The organism is Arthrobacter sp. Z5-13, assembly GCF_056499105.1.
Genome location: NZ_CP096460.1, coordinates 3,572,259 through 3,590,719 on the forward strand (window position 1 = coordinate 3,572,259; position 18,461 = coordinate 3,590,719).

The window sequence follows — 18,461 nt, forward strand, 5'->3', positions numbered from 1 at the left end:
AGGCTGGCTTGGCAGACTCCAACACCAGCTCAGCGGTCCGCAAGACGACCCAGCAGCTGGTCCAGGCCGAACCGCTCTTCCAATTGCGCCCGGTTCAGCTGGCCATGATAGTGCTCCTCCAGGAGCGGCATCAGCTCGTACTTCCAGATCCGGCGGAGCCCTGCTGGCGTCTGGGCCGCCTTCTTCATGAAGTACGACGGCCCGATCATCAGGTCACGGTCCCACTCGTCGATGGCCGCGTTAAGGGCGTCCAGGAGCAGGGCCGGCGTCGTATCAAGCTTGCGGGACTGCAGGAACCGCAGCAGCGTGCCCTTCACCGGCTCCGTTGTGGGGTGCAGCTCAATGAAGGAGAAACGACGGCGGATGGCGGCGTCCATCATGGCGATGGACCGGTCGGCGGTGTTCATGGTGCCGATGATGTACAGGTTGTCCGGCAACGTGAACGGCTCGTTGGGGCTGTATTGGAGGTAGATGCGGTCGTCACGGTACTCCAGGAGGAAGTACAGCTCGCCGAAAACCTTGGCCAGGTTGGCGCGGTTCATCTCGTCGATGATCAGGAAATACGGCTTGGTCTCATTGCCAGGCTTCGCTGCCTCCTCGGCCAACCGCCGCAAGGGCCCTGCCACGAGTTTGAAGGACACCTGCCCCTCATCGGTTTTGTCCGGGCGGAAGCCTTCAAAGAAATCCTCGTACGCGTAGGAAGGGTGGAACTGGACAAGCTTCACTCGCTCATCCGTGGTGTCCCCTGCCAGTTCAGCCGCGAGGTGCTTGGCCAAGTAGGTCTTACCCGTCCCGGGAGGGCCGTACAGGACCAGTTGCCGGTTCTCCTCAAGAAGTTCGGCTATCTCCTGCAACGGTTCCAGGTCCATATGCAACGATGCGGCGAACTCCGGCGTCAGGGGACGGAACCCCTCAGGGCCTGGATCTACGACGGCGGCCGGCGCTGCGGCGTCGTCGTCCTCAGCTTCCGCTTCGGCCGGCAACAGAGCCTGGAGGGCCTGGATCACCCGCGTGACATCCACGATGATTCCTGAGGCGGCCAGCTGCCGCTGGACATGGCGCGGAAGGTCGGTCATGGTGTGGGTTTCGTCGAACCAGCGCACCTTCCGGCGCATCCGCCGGTTGTCGTCGTTGTGTTCCGGTTCGCCGAGCACCACGCCGATCCGGACGCCGCCGGAGCTTTGGTAGAGGGCAAGATCGCCGGGCTTCATGACGGTCAGGAACCCAAAGACCGCGGTCTTGGTGTCTTCGCGTTCCACGTAGCCAAGGTGCTTGTAGTCCTCATCCACCGCATGCTGGACCAGCCCAGCCGTAACGCCGGCGTCAAGAAGGCGGAGGTGTTCGACGTCGAGAGTCACCTTTTCATCGCCCTGCCAGGAAGTGAGGAGCTCGCTGTTGTCGTGGTGGGTCCGCAGAAGCCAGGCGCGGCGTCCCGGGTCCCCGACTTTTCGCCACTGGCTGACGAGCTGCCGGGAGTACCAGTCGATGCGCTGCCCGGCCTGTTCGTCCAGATGAAGGCGAATCCGGTGGATGTCGGCAGTGATTTCCTCATCGCTGTCACCGTTGGCGCCGCCCACCAGGGATGCGAAGGCGTCCCTGATTTCCTGCCTCTCAACATCAGCCACCACGGGTTCGAAGTAGCTGGGCCAGGCGAGATACTCGATGCTTCGGCGGATCGCCGGCTGATCGTCAGGCGTTCCCGCGGCAAGCTGGTGGAACGATAGGGGGTCTTGGAGGGCATCGGCTATAACAGCTGTGGGCTGCTGGTCCACGTGCTGGACAAACCTGCACAGCCACTTCAGGTGGTCCCAGATTGTCCAGTTGAATTCGGCTGTGCGGTCGCGGATAACGCCATGGTCCGTCATGCCCTGATACAGCTCGTTAGGCAACTCGAGCGGGGGCTCCAGCCAGGAAGCAGCCTCGGCAACTCTGGCGCGCTTGACCTTGAGAGACTTGACCTCGTGTGCCAGCGGGAGTGACTGGAGGAACAACAATTCCACTGCCAGCTGTTTGGCGTTCCGGGAAGCATCCTGCAGGTTCTCCCGCAGGTTGGTCATCATGGGTGCCTTGGAGTCTGAGACGCCTCGTTCCAGGCGTTCCAGCAGCTCAGAGGCAGCGTCTGCCGTCCAGGTCAGCGTGAGGCCGTCCAAGGCCGAAGGTCTCCCCTGCAGACCTGCCCCAAGTACGAACCAGGCGGCATCTTCGATCTCCTTGGAGATACCGAGGGCACGGGGCATGGAAGTCTTAAGGGCAGGGGTCATCCGACAAATTTACAGGCTTAAGCTGGGTGTCAGCACCATAAAAGTTATATTTCAGAAGCCACAACGGCGAGTCGGAGCCGACGCGCCTTCAGGTGGTTACTTTACTGACGGTAACTTCTTCCGACCGAAGGCAAAATAGCTTCCCGGGCCGATGAAATTGATCAACGTGGCAACCCTCCACATGGTCTTGCTGCCCCTGATCTGCTCTGCCGGACGCCGGGAGATGTCACGTTGCGCGGCAAGAAGCAGGGTGAGCTGGACGGCTCCCACCAGCACCGTCCCAAACCGGGCCTGGGGTGGCATGTCCTTCCACTTCACCCGGTTGGACGATTTCGTGTCAGCCCGTCTCTTGCGTGCCATCTTTGGCTCCTCTTCAGGTTCTGATTGCTACGTTGAAACTAGTGGACAAATGGAGCAAGTCTCTGCTTTTGATCGGGAGTCAGCCTTAACACGTGGCCGCTCTCCTCATCCACAAAGGCCAGGTGGGTGGTGGCCCTGACACAATCCTCGCGAGTGACGGGATCTTGCACAAGGTAGTGGATATCGAAACTGGCGCCTTTGACGGCACCGATCCAGACTTGAACCACCGCTGGAACGTTCCGGTATTCGAGGGTCCGCACGTAGCGGATCCGGTGCTCCACCACCAACGCCAGGGTTCCCTCCTCAACGTCGTTGAAGAGGGCAACCTGCGGTTCCACTCCGGCTAGGCCCGCTCCACGGGGCGGGCCGAAGGCCGCGATCCGTGCCTCCTCCAACATGCGCACCACCTGCACGTTGTTGATGTGACCGTAGGCATCCATATCCCCCCAGCGCATGGGTACAAGTACCTCAAGGCGACGGGCTTCCGCCGCGGTCAGCTGCGCACCGCTGCGGACTCAGCGGTGAAGGCCGATTCTTCGGCATCCTCACCCGCGAACTGCGACATGTACAGGCGGTAGTAGGCGCCCTTCAGCTCCAGCAGCGCCTGGTGGTTTCCTTGCTCCACAATCCTGCCGGCTTCCATCACGAGGATGGTATCGGCGTCGCGGATAGTGGACAGGCGGTGGGCGATAACGAAGCTTGTCCGGTCAGTCCGGAGGGCCGCCATCGCCTTTTGCACCAGGACCTCTGTGCGAGTGTCCACGGAGCTCGTCGCCTCGTCCAGGATGAGCAGTGACGGATTGGCGACAAAGGCCCTTGCGATGGTGATCAGCTGCTTCTCACCGGCACTGACGTTGTTGCCCTCCTCGTCGATGACGGTGTCGTATCCCTCGGGCAGCGCCCTGACAAACCGGTCAACGAAAGTGGCCTTGGCGGCTTCCATCACCTGGTCATCGCTCGCGTCCAGGTTTCCGTACTTGATGTTGTCATAGATGCTGCCGCCGAACAGCCAGGCGTCCTGGAGAACCATGCCTACCTTGGACCTCAGTTCGGACCTGCTCAAATGCGTGATGTCCACGCCGTCCAGGGAAATACTGCCGCTGTTCAGTTCGTAGAAGCGCATCACCAGGTTTACGAGGGTTGTTTTGCCTGCGCCGGTGGGCCCCACGATTGCTACCGTGTGGCCCGGCTCGGCATTGAAGGAAAGGTCCTCGATGAGCCGCTTGTCCGGCGTGTAGCCGAACGTGACGTTGCGGAACTCCACATGGCCGTCAGTCTTGGCCGGCAGGTGCTCAGTGGCTGTCTCGGCGTCCTGTTCCTCGGCGTCGAGCAGTTCAAAGACCCGCTCTGCAGAGGCAACACCAGACTGCAGCATGTTAGCCATGCCCGCCATCTGTCCCAGGGGCTGTGTGAATTCGCGCGAGTACTGGATGAAAGCGGTGGCATCGCCCAGGCTCATCCCGCCTGAAGCCACCCGGAGCCCGCCAACAACCGCAATGCCAACGTAGCTGAGGTAGGAGACGAACTGCATCACCGGAAAGATGATCCCGGAGACGAACTGCGCGCCGAAGCTTGCCTTGTAGAGGGCCTCGTTCCGCTCATCAAAGCGGTCCATCATGTCGGCGTCGCGTCCGAAGACCCGTACGAGGTCGTGACCGGAGAAAGATTCCTCGATCTGGCCGTTGAGCTGGCCGGTGTTCTTCCACTGTGCAGCGAAGAGCTTCTGGCTGCGGCTGCCGATGATTCCTGCGGCGACGCCCGACAGCGGCAAGGCCACCAGGGCAATCAGGGCAAGCTGCCACGACACAATGAACATCATGATCACAATGCCGATAACGGTCAGGAGTGAGCTGACGAGCTGGGCGAACGCCTGCTGGAGTGCCTGCTGGATGTTGTCGACGTCGTTGGTCACCCTTGAAAGAAGGTCGCCGCGCTGCCGGGTATCGAAATAGTTCAGCGGAAGCTTGTTCAGCTTCTTCTCAGTATCGTCCCGGAGCTTCCGGACCACCCGCATGACCAGGACGTTCAGGACGTATCCCTGCAGCCAGAGGAACACGTTGGCCACAAAGTACATCACCAGGACGACGCTGATCAGGAAGGCGAGTTTCTGGAAATCGATGCCCACCCCGGGGACGAGTTCCATCCTGCTGACCATGTCCGCGAAGTTGTCCTGGCCCTGGCTCCGCAAGCCTTCGACGAACTGGTCTTTGCTAACGCCTGAAGGCAGTTGCTTTCCGACCACACCGCTGAAGATCACGTCCATCGCCTGGCCGAGGATCTTCGGTGCGATCACATTCAGGACCACAGCTACAGTCACCATGGCCAGGACCAGGTAAATACCCGCGGCCTCGGGCTTCAACAGGCCCATCAGCCTCTTGGCGGAGGGCCAGAAGTGTTCAGGCTTCTTGGCCGGCACGGAGCCAAACATCCCGCCGTCGGCCTCGCCCGGTACAAACTCTTCTTCGACGAAGTCATCGTCGTCTTCCAACAGATCCGTTCCTTGGGAATCCTCTGGCTGTGCCGGGTCTTCCTCGCCGGGGCGGGTGGACAGTTTCTCGTTGGTGCTCATGCCACTTCCTCCGCGCTCAGCTGGGACTCAACAATTTCCTGGTAGGTGGTGGAGTTTTCGAGCAGTTCTTCATGGGTGCCACGGTCAACTATGCGGCCCCTGTCCAGCACCAGAATTTCATCGGCATCGGCTATGGTGGACACGCGCTGGCCCACGATGATTACTGTGGCATCTGCCGTTTTTGCTTTCAGGGCCCGCCGCAATCGAGCGTCCGTTGCGACGTCAAGGGCCGAGAACGAATCGTCAAAGAGGAAGACCTTCGGTTCCGTCACCAGCGCCCGGGCGATGCATAACCGTTGCCGCTGGCCGCCCGAAACGTTGGTGCCACCTTGGGCGATCCGGGCACCGAGACCGTTCTTCTTGTCCCTGACGAAGTCCGCCGCCTGCGCCACAGTGAGGGCATCCCATAGCTCCTCATCCGTGGCCTCGGTCTTGCCGAAACGCAGGTTGTGTTCGATGGTCCCGGAGAACAAGTAGGGACGCTGCGGCACCATGGCCACCCTGTCCGTGATTTCGGAGCGGTGCAGATTGGTGACAGGGACGCCGTCGAGCAGCACTTCACCGGAACCGACGTCGTAAAGCCTGGGCAGCAAGGACAACAGGCTGGTCTTACCGGCACCGGTTGAACCAATTATTGCCAGCGTTTTCCCCGGCTCGGCGGTGAAGCTGATGTTGCTCAGTACAGGTTCCTCAGCGCCCGGGTACGCGAACGAAACATCACGGAATTCGACCCTGCCCGCTTTGTGGGCCGGCGCCACCGGGTTGAGGGGCTCGTGGATGGAAGGCTCGACGTCGAGCACCTCACCGATGCGGTCAGCACAAACCGAGGCCCGCGGAATCATCATGGCCATGAAGGTTCCCATCATCACGGCAATCAGGATCTGCAGAAGGTACTGCAGGAAGGCGGTGAGGGCTCCCACCTGCATTTCGCCTGCCTCCACGCGCTGTCCGCCGAACCAGAGGACGGCGGCAGTGGAAACATGGAGGATCATGCCGATGGCCGGGAACATCAGGACGAAGAGGGCACCGATTTTCAAGGAAACGTCAGTGAGGTCCTTGTTGGCTTCACCAAAGCGTTCTGTCTCATGCGGTTCCCGGACGAAGGCCCGGACCACCCTGATGCCGATGATCTGCTCGCGGAGGACTCCATTGATGCGGTCGATCTTCGTCTGCATGGAGCGGAAAAGGGGCATTAGCCGCACAACAAGATAGCCAACCACCAAAATCAGCACCGGAACTGAAACCCACACGAGCCAGGAGAGGTTGAGGTCTTCCCGGAGGGCCATGATGATGCCGCCGATGCACATGATGGGCGTGGCCACCATGAAGTTCAGGCCCATCAGCACCAGCATCTGCACCTGTTGCACATCATTGGTGCCCCGGGTGATCAGCGTGGGGGCGCCGAAAACGTTGACGTCCTTTGCCGAGAAGCTGCTGACCTTCCTGAAAACGCCACGGCGAAGGTCGCGGCCGATCGCCATGGCAGCCTTGGAGCCGTAGTACACGCCTGCTATCGCGGTGGCTACCTGGATCAGCGCGACGCCCAACATCCAGGCGCCCGTACGCCAGATGTAGTCGGTATCGCCGCGTGCCACACCTTCGTCAATGATCTGCGCGTTGAGGCTGGGGAGGTACAGGGCGGCGATGGTCGAAACCAACTGAAAGGCGATGACGGCAATAATGTATGGCATATACGGCTTGGAGTAGCGCCGTATGAGGGTGAGGAGCATGCCCACGGATCCTTAAAGGAGAAGAAGAGCGCAGATTGGATAAGAGAAGTAATAGCAGCGGGGGCTGACAGTATCAGGGTTCCCACTCTACGAAATCTGTTGCCTCTGCGAAACATTCTCCGGAAAGATCATCCGAATGGAGTATTCCTTGGCGAAGGCGAGTACTCGAAGCTGCATCCAAGTAGTCCATGGCTGAAAAGTCGAGTACACACTACTCGTGACTTCTAAATCTTTATCCCCATAGCCTCAAATGGTAAGCATACTGATGATTCAGTGGAGGGTGGGCTGAGCCCGGAATCCATCTGACTCGGGGTTGAGCCGGCAGCTCGCGCGGAGTCGTCAGTTATACCAGTCGGTCTCAGATGGAGATCAATCATGAAACGATTCCTTGCAACGATGGGGATCGTAGGCCTTTCTTTCCTTGGCGCAACAGCGCCGGCCAACGCAACCTCGGAGCAAATCACAATCTGTCATGCTACCGGTTCTGAAACTCACCCCTACGAAGAGATAACGATCAACACAAGCGGGCTGAGTGCGCATGAGAACCATCAATGGGGCGAAGACATCATTCCGGCACCCGCAGCGGGATGCCCAACAGGCACAACGCCACCTATCACCCCGCCCCCGGGGCATGATGACAAGAAGGTGACCATCTGCCATGCAACCGGGTCCACCACAAACCCGTACGTGATCATCACTATCGACGAGAGCGCACTTCCGGCCCACCGCGACCATCAGGAGGGCGAAGACATCATTCCGGCCCCGGCAGCGGGATGCCCGACAGGCACCACCCCACCTCCAGGACCTGGACCTGATGGCAAGAAGGTGACCATCTGCCATGCAACCGGGTCCACCACAAACCCGTACGTGATCATCACTATCGACGAGAGTGCACTTCCAGCGCACCGCAACCATCAGGAGGGTGAAGACATCATTCCGGCACCCGCAGCAGGATGCCCGGCAGGTGTGCCACCAGTTGTGCCGCCGAAAGTTGTGCCTCCAGTAGTTCCGCCGGGTGTGCCGCCAGCTATGCCTCCGGCAGGGGCTGCAGCAGCTCCACCAGCCGCAGCACCACCAGCCGCCGCAGGCGCAGCCAGGGGCTCTGTTCCCGCAATGAACCCCGGATTCAATGCCCAGACCGCTGTTGCCAGTGAAGGGGAAACTGGTATCCCGGCCGCCTGGACCGGAGGCGCCGCACTCCTGCTCACAGCTGCTGGAATTCTTGCCCTCCGACGGCGAGATCCAGCCACAGCCCACCACACGGTAGACGAGTAAGTCGGGCTAACCGAGAGGGTCGGACTAGAGAAGGAGCGGACGGGCATCGCACCACCAGGTGCGGTGCCCGTTAGTCCTCCCCAGGAACGAGAAGCTGAGTGACTTTAGGCCAGTACGGCAAGCACCCTCCCCCTCCCCCTACCGCCAAACGAGGTCCGGGAAGGCTCCTCAACCGCGGAGGAATTTTGTTGCTCGTGTGCGGAGTCCTGGGCTTCTTCGCCCTGGCATTCCTGCCAGGCCTCGTGTCTGCAGGTGGTTCCCTGGGCACAGGCAGCTCCATCAAGCCCGAGGGCAATCCGCTGAATTCCCGGACCGCCACGTCCGTTCCGGTACCCGCTCCGGTTCAGACCGTTAGTTCCCTGCCGGCTGCTGCCCGCCCCACCCGCATCACCTACCCCCTGGCCGGGATAGATGTAGCAGTCCATCCCTTGGAGCCAAGCCAGGAAGAGAAGGTCTCCCGTACCCTCGTTCCACCCCGGACGGTGGACGGCTACTGGCTGGCACCGTTTGGTATTCCAGGGGCAGGATCAACCAACACGACCTACATCATTGGACACAGTTGGGAGGACCGGGATGCTCCCTTTAATCGCCTGAGTTACGCTTCGGCTCCAGGGCAGGAGTTTGATGCGGTGACTGAAGCGGGCACCGTGCGCTACAGAGTCGATTGGGTTACCACGTATCTTAAGGACACGCTCAAGGACAGTCCCATCTGGGAGGTTGTTCCCAATCGCCTGGTCCTGATCAGCTGCTACACAGAAGACTTCTGGGGCAAGAACGTGGTGGTTGTGGCTTCACCTGTCACCAGCTAAGCGTCTCTTACTGGTTCTGGCGGAATCACCTATCCAGGTGCGTCGGGGCGAACATCTTAAGCAGGGTCTCAACCACGACGACGTTCGGTCCTTCCGCAGCGAAGGCTGCCTTCAGGGCGTCCCCCACTCCCTGCGGTTCAACACGGGTGGCAGGAACACCGAAAGCTTCGGCCAGCTTCACGAAGTCAGGCCGGGCAAGCTCCGTAGCGGTTGCCTTGCCGAACGCATCGATCATGTATTCACGCAAGATGCCGTAACCGCCGTCGTCGACGATCAACCACGTAACCGGCACGTTGTGCTGTTTGGCAGTAGCGAGCTCAGAAATGGAATACATGGCTGAACCATCGCCGGAGACCGCCAGTACCCGCGCAGCAGAGCCAGACCGCCCTGTTGTTGCCAGGCCCACGGAACCACCGATGGCCGCCGGGAATCCGAAGCCCAGGCCACCGGCGCCCTGGGCAGAGTGGAATTGCCCATCCTTGGCGTCCCAGCAGCTCCAGCCCCAGTAGGCGGAGATGGTCATATCCCAGAATGTCTGCATGTCCGCCGGCACAGCCTCGCGGATGTCAGCCATGAATGCGAGTTCCTTGGCCAGGTCCTGGGTTCCCAGTCGCGCCCGGACTTTAGCCAGGGTCTCCTGCACCATGTCTTCAGGCGTTGAACCATGCCAGTCCGGCGCCGTGGATACGCCCGCACTCTGCAGGGCTTCATCCAAGGCAGAAAGCGCCTGCCCGGCATCGGCACGGATCCCCAGGCCGGGGCGATTGGATTCGAGGACCCGGGGTTCGGCGTCGATCTGAATAATGCGTCCGCGCGGTTCAAACGTGAAGTAGTTGGACGTGACCTCACCCAGGGATGAGCCGATCACAATCAGGACGTCGGCGTCTTCGAGGACATCAGTGACGTAGCGGTCCTCGATCCAGGATTGCAGGGAGAGCTCGTGGCCCCAAGGGAAAGCACCGTTTCCACCGGGAGTGCAAATCACGGGAGCATGCAGCTTTTCGGCCAGGGACAGCAGGGTTTTCTCGGCCCGGCCCCGCCGCGTACCGCCACCGGCGATGATGGCAGGACGCTTCGCCGTCGCCAGCCACTTCACTGCCTCCCGAATCAATTCCACGCGCGGCGGATTGTCCGCGGCCTCAGCCAGCGCGTCCTCAACCGGGGGCACCATGATGGGGTCCAGCAGGACGTTCTGCGGAATCTCCAGCCAGACAGGCCCTTGCGGAGAGGAGATGGCTTCCGTCCAGGCGTCCTGAATGGCCGACGGAATACCCGAGGCATGCTGGATGAGCCGTTGGCTCTTGGTGACATTGGCGGCCGAGGCCTTCTGGTCATCAAGCTGATGGAGCATGCCTTTGCGGCGTGCCCCGAGCCCCTCGAGAGGGATCTGGCTTGCCACGACCACCATGGGAACGCCGGTTGCATACGCTTCCTGCAGGCCTGCCAGTGACATGAGGGCACCGGGGCCGGTGGACAGGAAGAGAACCCCCACCTCTCCGGTTGCCCGCGAATAGCCGTCAGCTGCGAATGCAGAATTGTTCTCAACCCGCGAGGAGACGAAGTGCAGGTTTCCGCGGCCCATAGCGTCGAAGAGGCCCAGAGCGTGCTGGCCCGGAATGCCGAAAACCGTTTTGGCGCCGAGCGCCTCGAGGGTCTCGACGACCAGATCCCCGCCGTTCCGGACCGGTGCCTCCGTTCCGGTCACTGCGCATACCCCCCGGTGGACGAAGGCGCGAAGCCTGCGGACCGGCGCGGTTCCTGGCCAAGGACCTGCTGCGCGTACCCGTTCGAGGCGCCGAAGCGGTCCCCTTCGACGGCGTTATCTGCCATCAGTGTGACAATCTCGTAGGCGACGTGGCTGGCGGCGACTCCTGTGATCTCCGCGTGGTCGTATGCCGGAGCCACTTCCACGATGTCTGCTCCGACCAGGTTCATTCCACGGAATCCGCGAAGGATCTCCAGCAGTTCACGGCTTGAGATGCCGCCTGCTTCCGGGGTGCCCGTGCCTGGTGCAAAGGCGGGATCCAAAACGTCAATATCCACCGAGATATACAGCGGACGGTCACCGATGCGATCCCGGACCTTGGCCACCGTCTCCAGCACGCCCTGGTAGTAGACGTCCGCAGAGGTGACGATGCCGAACCCAAAGCGGTGGTCGTCGTCGAGATCTTTCTTGCCGTAAAGCGGGCCACGCGTACCAATGTGGCTGATGGCTTCGGTATCGAGGATGCCCTCCTCAACTGCCCTGCGGAACGGCGTCCCGTGGGTGTATTCGGCGCCGAAGTACGTGTCCCAGGTATCCAGGTGGGCGTCAAAGTGGAGCATGGCGAGGGGTGCCCCCGCCCGTTCGGCTGCTGCCCGCAAGAGTGGAAGTGCGATGGTGTGGTCTCCGCCGAGAGTGACGAGCTTACTCCCCCGGGCGGTGAGATCGAGGGCATTCTGCTGAATGGTTTCGATGGCTTCATTGATATTGAACGGGTTCACCGCCATGTCCCCGGCGTCCGCTACCTGAATGTTCTCGAAGGGGCTCACGTCCCAGGCCGGGTTGTACGGGCGAAGCAGACGGCTGGCCTCACGCACATGGTTGGCTCCGAACCGCGCTCCCGGCCGGTAGGAAACTCCCGAGTCGAACGGGACGCCAACAACCGTCACATCGGCCGAGGCAACCTGGTCCAGCCGCGGCAGGCGGGCATAGGTGGCTGCCCCCGCATAGCGCGGAATCCGGGCTGAATCAATCGGTCCGATGTTGCCATTTGCTTCAATGCGGAGCTCTTCCAAAGGAACGCCTCTCCTTCGAGGATGGATCACTGGTTGTGACTGCCATCATACCTCCGATGTTGTCTTATGTGCACCGGACGTTTACCAAAGCACCTTCATGCAGTCCACGCCGAGCAGGAGCGCCTTGAGTTCCCGGGCCTAGCGGCTGGCGGCCGGAACCAGAATCCAGAGCACCTCTACAGGGTCATCTGTCGGGTTGACCCAGGTGTGCGGCTCGCGGCCCGGGAACGTCACGGTGTCGCCGGAGGTGAGCTGGTACTCCTCATTGGTCAGGATCAGCTTGATGGCTCCCTTGATGACGTGGAGAACGTCAACATCGCAGTCGACGGCATAGAGCTCGGATTCTCCACGCCCGCGTGGCTCGATCACAGCCTGGATGAGCTGGATCCGCCGTTCAGAACGCGCGGTGAGCAGCCGCTCCACGATCCCTTGGCCCCCGAGGGAGATCCTCGGGCCGTGGTCCTTTTTGGTGAGGTGTGTTTCAGGGGCTGCAAAGAGATCCCCGATGGAGATGGAAAGCACCTGGCAGAGCGTCACCAGTGAAGCCACCGACGGCGAGGTCAGGTCCCGCTCGACCCGGCTCAGGAAGCCCTTGGTAAGCCCTGTGGCGTCCGCGACCTGCTCGATGGTGAGCCGCTGTGATTGACGCGCTGCCCGGATTCTCGAACCGATGGCAACCGGAATATTGCTGGGTTCAACTGGTAGAGCCTTCATTTCTGAACCTTTCACGGCTGGCCGCTCGGCCCATCTCAGGAGTCATCCTAACGGCCAGGAAGGAGTGTGACGCAGAAATTCATCACCCGCTCAGCCGCGTCTTTCAAAACATCGGCTCTCAAGAACAAAGGCACAATGCACGACGGCGGTACCTCCCGGGTTGGGACCCAACCTCGGGACGTATCGCCGTCGTGGTTAACCTCGTTGCTGGCTGTCAGTCTTCCTCGAAGTCCGGTTCACGGAATTCGTCGTCGGTGTCCAGCGGCACCACCCTTTCCTCTTCGTCTAATGCGTCGTCATCCGCGTCCCATTCCTCCACAGGAACGTCTTCTGCAAAGTCATAGGCGGGATCGGACTCGACAGTCCGCCTCACTGGCTGGTGGCTGGGAACTGGCTCAGCGGAATCCATAATGCAACCTCCGTGTAGTAGTACATCGATCGGTATGACATTGGAAACATCACAACACCCACGGCACAGGGGGTCAATAGCCGGAGAAACCCCCGCCAGCACAGCTTCGGCCATGCCGCAATTTTGAGGCACTCCTAAACTTCACGCTAAGGATTACCGGCCGAAATTCCGCGGAAATGCGGGGTACTCTGGAAAAGCAATGAGGCCGAACCATGCCTCGTCAAGCCCAGGAGCCTCCGTGTCTCAGCACGCTAAATCTGATCACCCTACCAATCCACTGCCCTCGGCGGCCGGAACCCCCAGCCCCGCCGATCTCAAACGGTGGCGGCAGTACCTCGCCGACGAGCGGGCCGAGGCCGCCGTTTACCGTCACCTCGCCCAAAACCGCAGCGGTGAGGAACGCTCCATCCTGTTGGCCCTGGCGGAAGCCGAAGGCCGCCACGAAGCACACTGGCTCAGACTGCTCGGCGGCCACGCAGGCAAACCCCGGCCGGCATCATTCAGGAGCCAGATCCTGGGATTCCTGGCACGGCATTTTGGTTCCGTGTTTGTCCTTGCCCTCGCCCAGCGCGCAGAGGGCCGCTCACCGTATGCCGAGGATCCCTCCGCCACTCCAGCCATGGCAGCAGATGAACAGATCCACGAAGAAGTAGTGCGGGGCCTTGCCACGCGTGGACGAAACCGTCTGGCCGGGACCTTCAGGGCAGCAGTCTTTGGGGCAAACGACGGCCTTGTCAGTAACCTTTCCCTGGTCATGGGTATGGCTGCCTCGGGCGTTGGGAGCCAGGTGGTGCTGCTGAGCGGCGTTGCCGGATTGCTCGCGGGGGCACTTTCCATGGGCGCCGGAGAGTTTATTTCGGTACGGTCCCAGCGGGAACTCCTCGCCGCCACCCGCCCCACCCAGGTAACCCTCGCCGCCGCACCATCGCTCGACATCGAACACAATGAACTCCTGCTGGTTTACCTGGCCCGGGGAATGTCCCGTGAAGCTGCCGAACACAGAGTCAAGGAACGCATGGGTATGTTGTCGTGCGATTGTGATCCGAGCCTGTCGTTGCATCCTGAGAGCACCGACACTCCCGATCAGCATGAAGCAGTGGGGACGGCCTGGAGCGCAGCCGCCTCCAGTTTCTGCTTCTTCGCCTCCGGGGCAGTGGTGCCCATTTTGCCGTTTGTGTTCGGCTTGACGGGTGTGGCAGCACTAGTGGTGGCATGCGTGCTGGTGGGGCTGGCACTGCTGGCCACCGGCGGCATTGTAGGTCTCCTGTCGGGTACTTCCCCTGCGACCCGTGGGCTGCGTCAGTTGGCAATCGGCCTTGGCGCAGCCGCAGTCACGTACTTACTGGGCATGGCCTTCGGCGCGGCAGTAACCTAGCCGCTAATGGAAAGCCCTACAAACCGGGACAATCTCCGGCACATGACACCTCACCGGCCACCTAAACACCGGAGTCCCCTCCGGAAGGCCGGGCACTGGATCCGGAACCTTCTGGTCACGCTGCTCATTGCGGTGATGGCGTTTGGGGCGGCAGGGCTGGTTTACGACGACCCCCGGGTGACGGGACTGCTGGGCATGGATTCCCGCGGAGAGTCTCATTCTGAGCCCATTGCCACGGCACCAGTGCAGCAGACCGAAGCTGCGGGGGTGGCCCGGCCGGACGACGCGCCGCCTCCCGGGCTCGAAGAAAGTGACGCTCCTCTGGGTGTGCCGGAATTACAGTCGATTACCAGCCAGTCCTACAAGTTCCTGGTGGTGAACGACGACGGCAGTCCGGTGGGCTATTCGCCTTGCCGGCCGCTGCATTATGTTGTGAATGAGACCCTTGCCCCCGACGGCGCCACCCATCTCGTTCATGACGCCATCCGGACCATAGGTACCGCAACTGGAATCACCTTTATTCATGACGGCTCAACTGCCGAAGAACCCTCGGATGAACGGGACCCCTACCAGCCGGCCACTTATGGAGATCGCTGGGCCCCTTTGCTGATCTCCTGGACCACACCGGAGGCCGCCCCCAAGCTCAAAGGCCAAGTCATCGGGACCGGCGGAAGCACACACTACAGTTTCAGTGGTGGCCCCAAGACATTTGTCACCGGCAGCCTGGAACTGGATGCCGCCCAGATTGACCTTGAACTGGAACGCCCTGACGGTGCCCAGTACGCCACGGCGGTGATTCTCCATGAACTCGGGCATGTAATGGGACTGGAGCACGTGGATGACCCACTCCAGCTGATGTACCCGGAAATCGGCACTCCGGACGGGCTGGCAGCTGGAGACCTCAGCGGCCTCAGGGAACTGGGCCAGACACAGTGCCGCAAAGACCTGTAGACGCAGGGTCCCGCTGGGCCTAGGCTGACTCCAACCATCAATTCCGGCCACCTCCGTCAGCCGCCCAGAGGGCAGGGGGTCATCAAAATTCACATACAGTCCGGGCCATCAGGCCCCTCCTCCCAACATTTGCACGAGCCTGCCGCGCACTGGGGAACGCGGATCACCGCCTTCATTGCCGCAACGGTCATGTTCGTTTCCGTCGGGGTGTTTCTTTACGGCGATTTCAGGCCCCTCACATTGCTCGGCCTGGATTCCGGATCTTCCGGATGGGGCCCGATGATGGGGCAGCGAAACGCACCAACACCAGGCCTGGGCGAAGCCCCGGAGCCGTTGGGCGCCCCTGCCCCTTTGACAGAACTCAGCAGCTCCTACGTTTTCCTCCACTACAACGAAGGCATGCCGGTGAGCTATTCACCATGTCGGCCCATCCGCTACGTAGTGAATGCTGAAGAGGCACCCCCGGGCTCAGGCGCTTTGATTGACGCTGCGGTGCGGCGGATCAGCGAGGCATCCGGCTTCAGGTTTGTTTTTGACGGGAACGTGGATGAACAGCCCGCCATGGACCGGGCCAGCTTCCAACCCAACCGCTACGGGAACATGTGGGCCCCTGTCCTCATTTCCTGGACGGATCCTGAAACAATTTCTCAGCTCAGCGGCGACACCGTGGGGATAGGCGGAAGCACGCGAGTGAAACACTCGTCCGGGCATATGGGCTACGTCAGCGGGCAGGTCTCGCTGGACTCGCCACAAATCCGGAAGATCATCAGGACCCCCGGCGGGAGTGCGCGGGCCATCGCCGTCATCCTTCACGAGCTCGCGCACGTCCTGGGCCTGGGCCACGTTCCGGACCCTTCCCAACTGATGTTCGAGCACGGAACGCCGCTAAGGGACTTCGGGCCGGGCGACCTGAACGGGCTCGCCAGGCTCGCCGAGGCACCCTGCACCAGGATGCTGTGAGCCCTTGGCTGGCTCCGCCGATCCAGCGTCAGTCAGTTTCCAGTCAGTTGGTTTCCAGGACCTGAAGTGCTTCCTCCACCGTGTCCACCAAATGCACTTTGGCAGCCATCTCGCGACCCTCAGCCAGGCCGGCCAGCAACTGCCAGGCGGGATACCGCTCCTGCCAATGTGCCCGGCCCACCAGGATCATGGGCTTGATGGTCTCGGGTACACCGTAGTAGTTCTCGCACGCGTCCTGGAAAATCTCCTGGACTGTGCCTGCAGACCCGGGCAGGAACACGATGCCGCCATCGCACAATTCGAGGAGGATAGCCTCCCGGATGGCGTTCGCGAAGTACTTGGCAATGTGGCTCGCGAAGTAGTTGGGCGGCTCGTGGCCGTAGAACCAGGTGGGAATACCCAAAGACGGCGTCCCGTCCGGATGGCGTTCGACGACGGCGGCCGCCGCCCGCGCCCATGCGGACACTGAAGGGCGGTATCCGGGAACTTCGGCCATGCTTTCGAGCTCATTGTGGAAGGCAGCTTCCGGAATTTGGCTCAGATATGCCCCCATATTTGCCGCCTCCATGGCGCCCGGTCCGCCGCCGGTAGCCACGATGTGACCGCTGCGTGCGAGCAGGCGCCCAAGGGTTCCTGCAGCAGCAAACTCCGGGGTCCCACGCTGGGCAGCGTGTCCTCCCATGACTCCGACAGCGACCTGGCCCGAGCCCGTCCCGGAACGCCTGAACGCTTCAAGGGCCTCGCCGATTGAGTGGTCATGAAGGGCGGCCGCGAGCGTCGCGTCGATCCGGCGGCGCCTTGGCTGAATGCTCCATTGATACACCTTGGCGTCCGGTGAGGCCTCGTAGGGCGCATCGGCAATTCCCTCGTAGAGCTCCTGGGCACTGTAGAGACGGCTGCGGTAGGGGTTGAACGGAATACCATCCAGCCGCGGAAAAATCAGGGCCCCGCGGCTTCGCAACGACGCCTCCACACCGTCGTCGAAAGTGCAGCCGAGGAAGATGCTCCCCTCAACATTCAGCGTCAGCAATGGCTCCGCCCTGCCGCGAAGATCCAAAGATTGGGCATGCCAGCCGTGCATCGAGCGGGCGCCGGCAACCAGTCCGTCGAAGCGTTCAAGGCTGTCAACGTCCAGCGTTCGGGGGCTCGGATTCAAGCTGCCGTGGGCGTCCATGGAGCCAGCCTAGCCTGCAGGAGGTCGCGGTGTTCAGACCCTCCAGCGGTCCACTTCCACCGCCACTGTGACCGGCATCCCCGATTCAAGTGAGGCCTGGGCAGCGTCGGCTACCCGTGAAGCAGCAACGGCGTCCTCAGGAGTGCACGGGTTCTCACGCTTACCCAGGATGACCTCCACAAAGGCCGCCAGCTCCGAGCGGTAGGCCTGATGAAACCTGTCCGCGAAGGTCTTGTGCGGAGTGCCGGCCGGGAACGTTATCCCGGGTTCCGCGGATGCCATCGCTGCCTGGTCATCCAGCCCCACCATGACTGATCCTGCGGAACCCTGAATCTCGAGGCGGACGTCGTGGCCAGCCCCGTTGTAGCGCGAGGCGGACACCGTTCCTACCGTGCCGTCGTCGAACGTCACCAGGGCGAGGGCTGTGTCCACATCCCCCACCGCCCCGATGGCGGGGTCCCCGTTGTTCGATCCTTTGGCATACACCTCAACAATTTCCCTCCCCGTCAGCCAGCGGAGAATATCGAAGTCATGGACCGAGCAGTCCCTGAAAAGTCCGCCGGAGGTGGCCAGGAACTCCACGGGTGGCGGAGCCATGTCGCACGTGACGGCACGAAGGGAATGGATCCAGCCCAATTCCCCGGCGGCGAAGGCACGTTTCGCTTCGACATAACCCGCATCGAACCTGCGCTGGTGGCCGATCTGGACAACTCCCCTGTTCTGCCGGATGAGTTCAAGTACGGGCAGCGAGTCCCCAACGTTCATGGCCACCGGCTTCTCGCAAAACACGGGTATTCCAGCCTCCACGCCTGCGCGGATGAGGCCGGGATGCGTGGCAGTACCGGTGGCAATGACCAGGCCGTCAATGCCTGAATCCAGGAGTTCCTGGACGGTGGGTACAAAGCCGGCGCCCAGTCGGGCCGCCACCGACCGGGCATGGTCGGCAGCGACATCCGTGACCTTCAGGAGCACCTCAACGCCATCAACAGGATCGGCAAAAGGACCGTCGGATCCCTCATTGAGGGAGGCGATGTTATTGGCGTGCAGCACGCCAATGCGCCCCACCCCGACGAGTCCTAGAGTAATGCTGTTCATC

16 protein-coding genes are annotated in these 18,461 nt (G+C 61.7%); 5 read left to right on the forward strand and 11 right to left on the reverse strand.

Annotated elements, in window-relative coordinates; genetic code table 11:
- Positions 1 to 29: 29 nt before the first annotated feature.
- The 5 genes from M1E02_RS16600 to M1E02_RS16620 form a co-directional block, all read right to left on the reverse strand.
- On the reverse strand, positions 30 to 2,261 hold the full coding sequence (locus M1E02_RS16600) for an McrB family protein (protein ID WP_479375309.1): 2,232 nt from the start codon (positions 2,259 to 2,261) through the stop codon (positions 30 to 32).
- Between the two features lie 96 nt (positions 2,262 to 2,357).
- Entirely contained in the window at positions 2,358 to 2,621 is a 264-nt protein-coding gene (locus M1E02_RS16605) for a hypothetical protein (protein WP_479375310.1), read from the reverse strand.
- Between the two features lie 38 nt (positions 2,622 to 2,659).
- Entirely contained in the window at positions 2,660 to 3,076 is a 417-nt protein-coding gene (locus M1E02_RS16610; RefSeq protein WP_479375311.1) for an acyl-CoA thioesterase, read from the reverse strand.
- 38 nt (positions 3,077 to 3,114) lie between these two features.
- Complete coding sequence (locus M1E02_RS16615) at positions 3,115 to 5,190, reverse strand: ABC transporter ATP-binding protein (protein WP_479375312.1); 2,076 nt, start codon at positions 5,188 to 5,190, stop codon at positions 3,115 to 3,117.
- Complete coding sequence (locus M1E02_RS16620; protein ID WP_479375313.1) at positions 5,187 to 6,920, reverse strand: ABC transporter ATP-binding protein; 1,734 nt, start codon at positions 6,918 to 6,920, stop codon at positions 5,187 to 5,189. The genes M1E02_RS16615 and M1E02_RS16620 overlap by 4 nt, the downstream gene beginning before the upstream one ends.
- 375 nt (positions 6,921 to 7,295) lie before the next feature.
- Here M1E02_RS16620 and M1E02_RS16625 point away from each other — a divergent pair, with 375 nt between their 5' ends.
- Both M1E02_RS16625 and M1E02_RS16630 read left to right on the forward strand, forming a co-directional pair.
- The gene (locus M1E02_RS16625) at positions 7,296 to 8,195 is read left to right on the forward strand and encodes a hypothetical protein (RefSeq protein WP_479375314.1); all 900 of its coding nucleotides are present in this window, start codon (positions 7,296 to 7,298) and stop codon (positions 8,193 to 8,195) included.
- Positions 8,196 to 8,389: 194 nt separating this feature from the next.
- Positions 8,390 to 9,004, forward strand: coding sequence for a class F sortase (locus M1E02_RS16630; RefSeq protein WP_479378196.1), 615 nt, complete (start codon positions 8,390 to 8,392; stop codon positions 9,002 to 9,004).
- Between the two features lie 25 nt (positions 9,005 to 9,029).
- On the opposite strand, the gene M1E02_RS16635 is transcribed toward M1E02_RS16630, so the two are convergent.
- The 4 genes from M1E02_RS16635 to M1E02_RS16650 form a co-directional block, all read right to left on the reverse strand.
- Positions 9,030 to 10,709, reverse strand: a complete 1,680-nt coding sequence (locus M1E02_RS16635; RefSeq protein ID WP_479375315.1) for a thiamine pyrophosphate-binding protein — start codon at positions 10,707 to 10,709, stop codon at positions 9,030 to 9,032.
- Positions 10,706 to 11,782: an agmatinase gene (speB, locus tag M1E02_RS16640; protein WP_479375316.1), complete on the reverse strand. Its 1,077-nt coding sequence runs from the start codon at positions 11,780 to 11,782 to the stop codon at positions 10,706 to 10,708. The genes M1E02_RS16635 and speB overlap by 4 nt, the downstream gene beginning before the upstream one ends.
- Before the next feature lie 138 nt (positions 11,783 to 11,920).
- Positions 11,921 to 12,496: a helix-turn-helix domain-containing protein gene (locus tag M1E02_RS16645; protein ID WP_479375317.1), complete on the reverse strand. Its 576-nt coding sequence runs from the start codon at positions 12,494 to 12,496 to the stop codon at positions 11,921 to 11,923.
- A 214-nt stretch (positions 12,497 to 12,710) separates the two neighbouring features.
- A complete protein-coding gene (locus M1E02_RS16650) occupies positions 12,711 to 12,905 on the reverse strand; it encodes a hypothetical protein (RefSeq protein WP_479375318.1) in 195 nt (64 codons plus the stop codon).
- Between the two features lie 238 nt (positions 12,906 to 13,143).
- Here M1E02_RS16650 and M1E02_RS16655 point away from each other — a divergent pair, with 238 nt between their 5' ends.
- The 3 genes from M1E02_RS16655 (at position 13,144) to M1E02_RS16665 (ending at position 16,191) form a co-directional block, all read left to right on the forward strand.
- Entirely contained in the window at positions 13,144 to 14,280 is a 1,137-nt protein-coding gene (locus tag M1E02_RS16655) for a VIT1/CCC1 transporter family protein (protein WP_479375319.1), read from the forward strand.
- 42 nt (positions 14,281 to 14,322) lie between these two features.
- Positions 14,323 to 15,231, forward strand: coding sequence for a matrixin family metalloprotease (locus M1E02_RS16660; protein ID WP_479375320.1), 909 nt, complete (start codon positions 14,323 to 14,325; stop codon positions 15,229 to 15,231).
- Between the two features lie 129 nt (positions 15,232 to 15,360).
- Entirely contained in the window at positions 15,361 to 16,191 is an 831-nt protein-coding gene (locus M1E02_RS16665; RefSeq protein ID WP_479375321.1) for a zinc metalloprotease, read from the forward strand.
- Between the two features lie 43 nt (positions 16,192 to 16,234).
- On the opposite strand, the gene M1E02_RS16670 is transcribed toward M1E02_RS16665, so the two are convergent.
- Positions 16,235 to 17,365, reverse strand: coding sequence for an LOG family protein (locus M1E02_RS16670; RefSeq protein WP_479375322.1), 1,131 nt, complete (start codon positions 17,363 to 17,365; stop codon positions 16,235 to 16,237).
- A 33-nt stretch (positions 17,366 to 17,398) separates the two neighbouring features.
- Positions 17,399 to 18,460 (reverse strand): Gfo/Idh/MocA family oxidoreductase, encoded by a 1,062-nt coding sequence (locus tag M1E02_RS16675; RefSeq protein ID WP_479375323.1) that lies wholly within the window; start codon positions 18,458 to 18,460, stop codon positions 17,399 to 17,401.
- Position 18,461 lies beyond the last annotated feature (1 nt).

Excerpts from the sequence above, each read along its gene's own strand:
- M1E02_RS16620 (WP_479375313.1), bottom strand. The coding sequence starts at position 6,920 with ATGCTCCTCACCCTCATACGGCGCTACTCCAAGCCGTATATGCCATAC.
- M1E02_RS16615 (WP_479375312.1), bottom strand. The coding sequence starts at position 5,190 with ATGAGCACCAACGAGAAACTGTCCACCCGCCCCGGCGAGGAAGACCCG.
- M1E02_RS16675 (WP_479375323.1), bottom strand. The coding sequence starts at position 18,460 with ATGAACAGCATTACTCTAGGACTCGTCGGGGTGGGGCGCATTGGCGTG.
- M1E02_RS16605 (WP_479375310.1), bottom strand. The coding sequence starts at position 2,621 with ATGGCACGCAAGAGACGGGCTGACACGAAATCGTCCAACCGGGTGAAG.
- M1E02_RS16660 (WP_479375320.1), top strand. The coding sequence starts at position 14,323 with ATGACACCTCACCGGCCACCTAAACACCGGAGTCCCCTCCGGAAGGCC.
- M1E02_RS16610 (WP_479375311.1), bottom strand. The coding sequence starts at position 3,076 with ATGCGCTGGGGGGATATGGATGCCTACGGTCACATCAACAACGTGCAG.
- M1E02_RS16645 (WP_479375317.1), bottom strand. The coding sequence starts at position 12,496 with ATGAAGGCTCTACCAGTTGAACCCAGCAATATTCCGGTTGCCATCGGT.
- M1E02_RS16670 (WP_479375322.1), bottom strand. The coding sequence starts at position 17,365 with ATGGACGCCCACGGCAGCTTGAATCCGAGCCCCCGAACGCTGGACGTT.
- M1E02_RS16625 (WP_479375314.1), top strand. The coding sequence starts at position 7,296 with ATGAAACGATTCCTTGCAACGATGGGGATCGTAGGCCTTTCTTTCCTT.
- M1E02_RS16600 (WP_479375309.1), bottom strand. The coding sequence starts at position 2,261 with ATGACCCCTGCCCTTAAGACTTCCATGCCCCGTGCCCTCGGTATCTCC.
- M1E02_RS16650 (WP_479375318.1), bottom strand. The coding sequence starts at position 12,905 with ATGGATTCCGCTGAGCCAGTTCCCAGCCACCAGCCAGTGAGGCGGACT.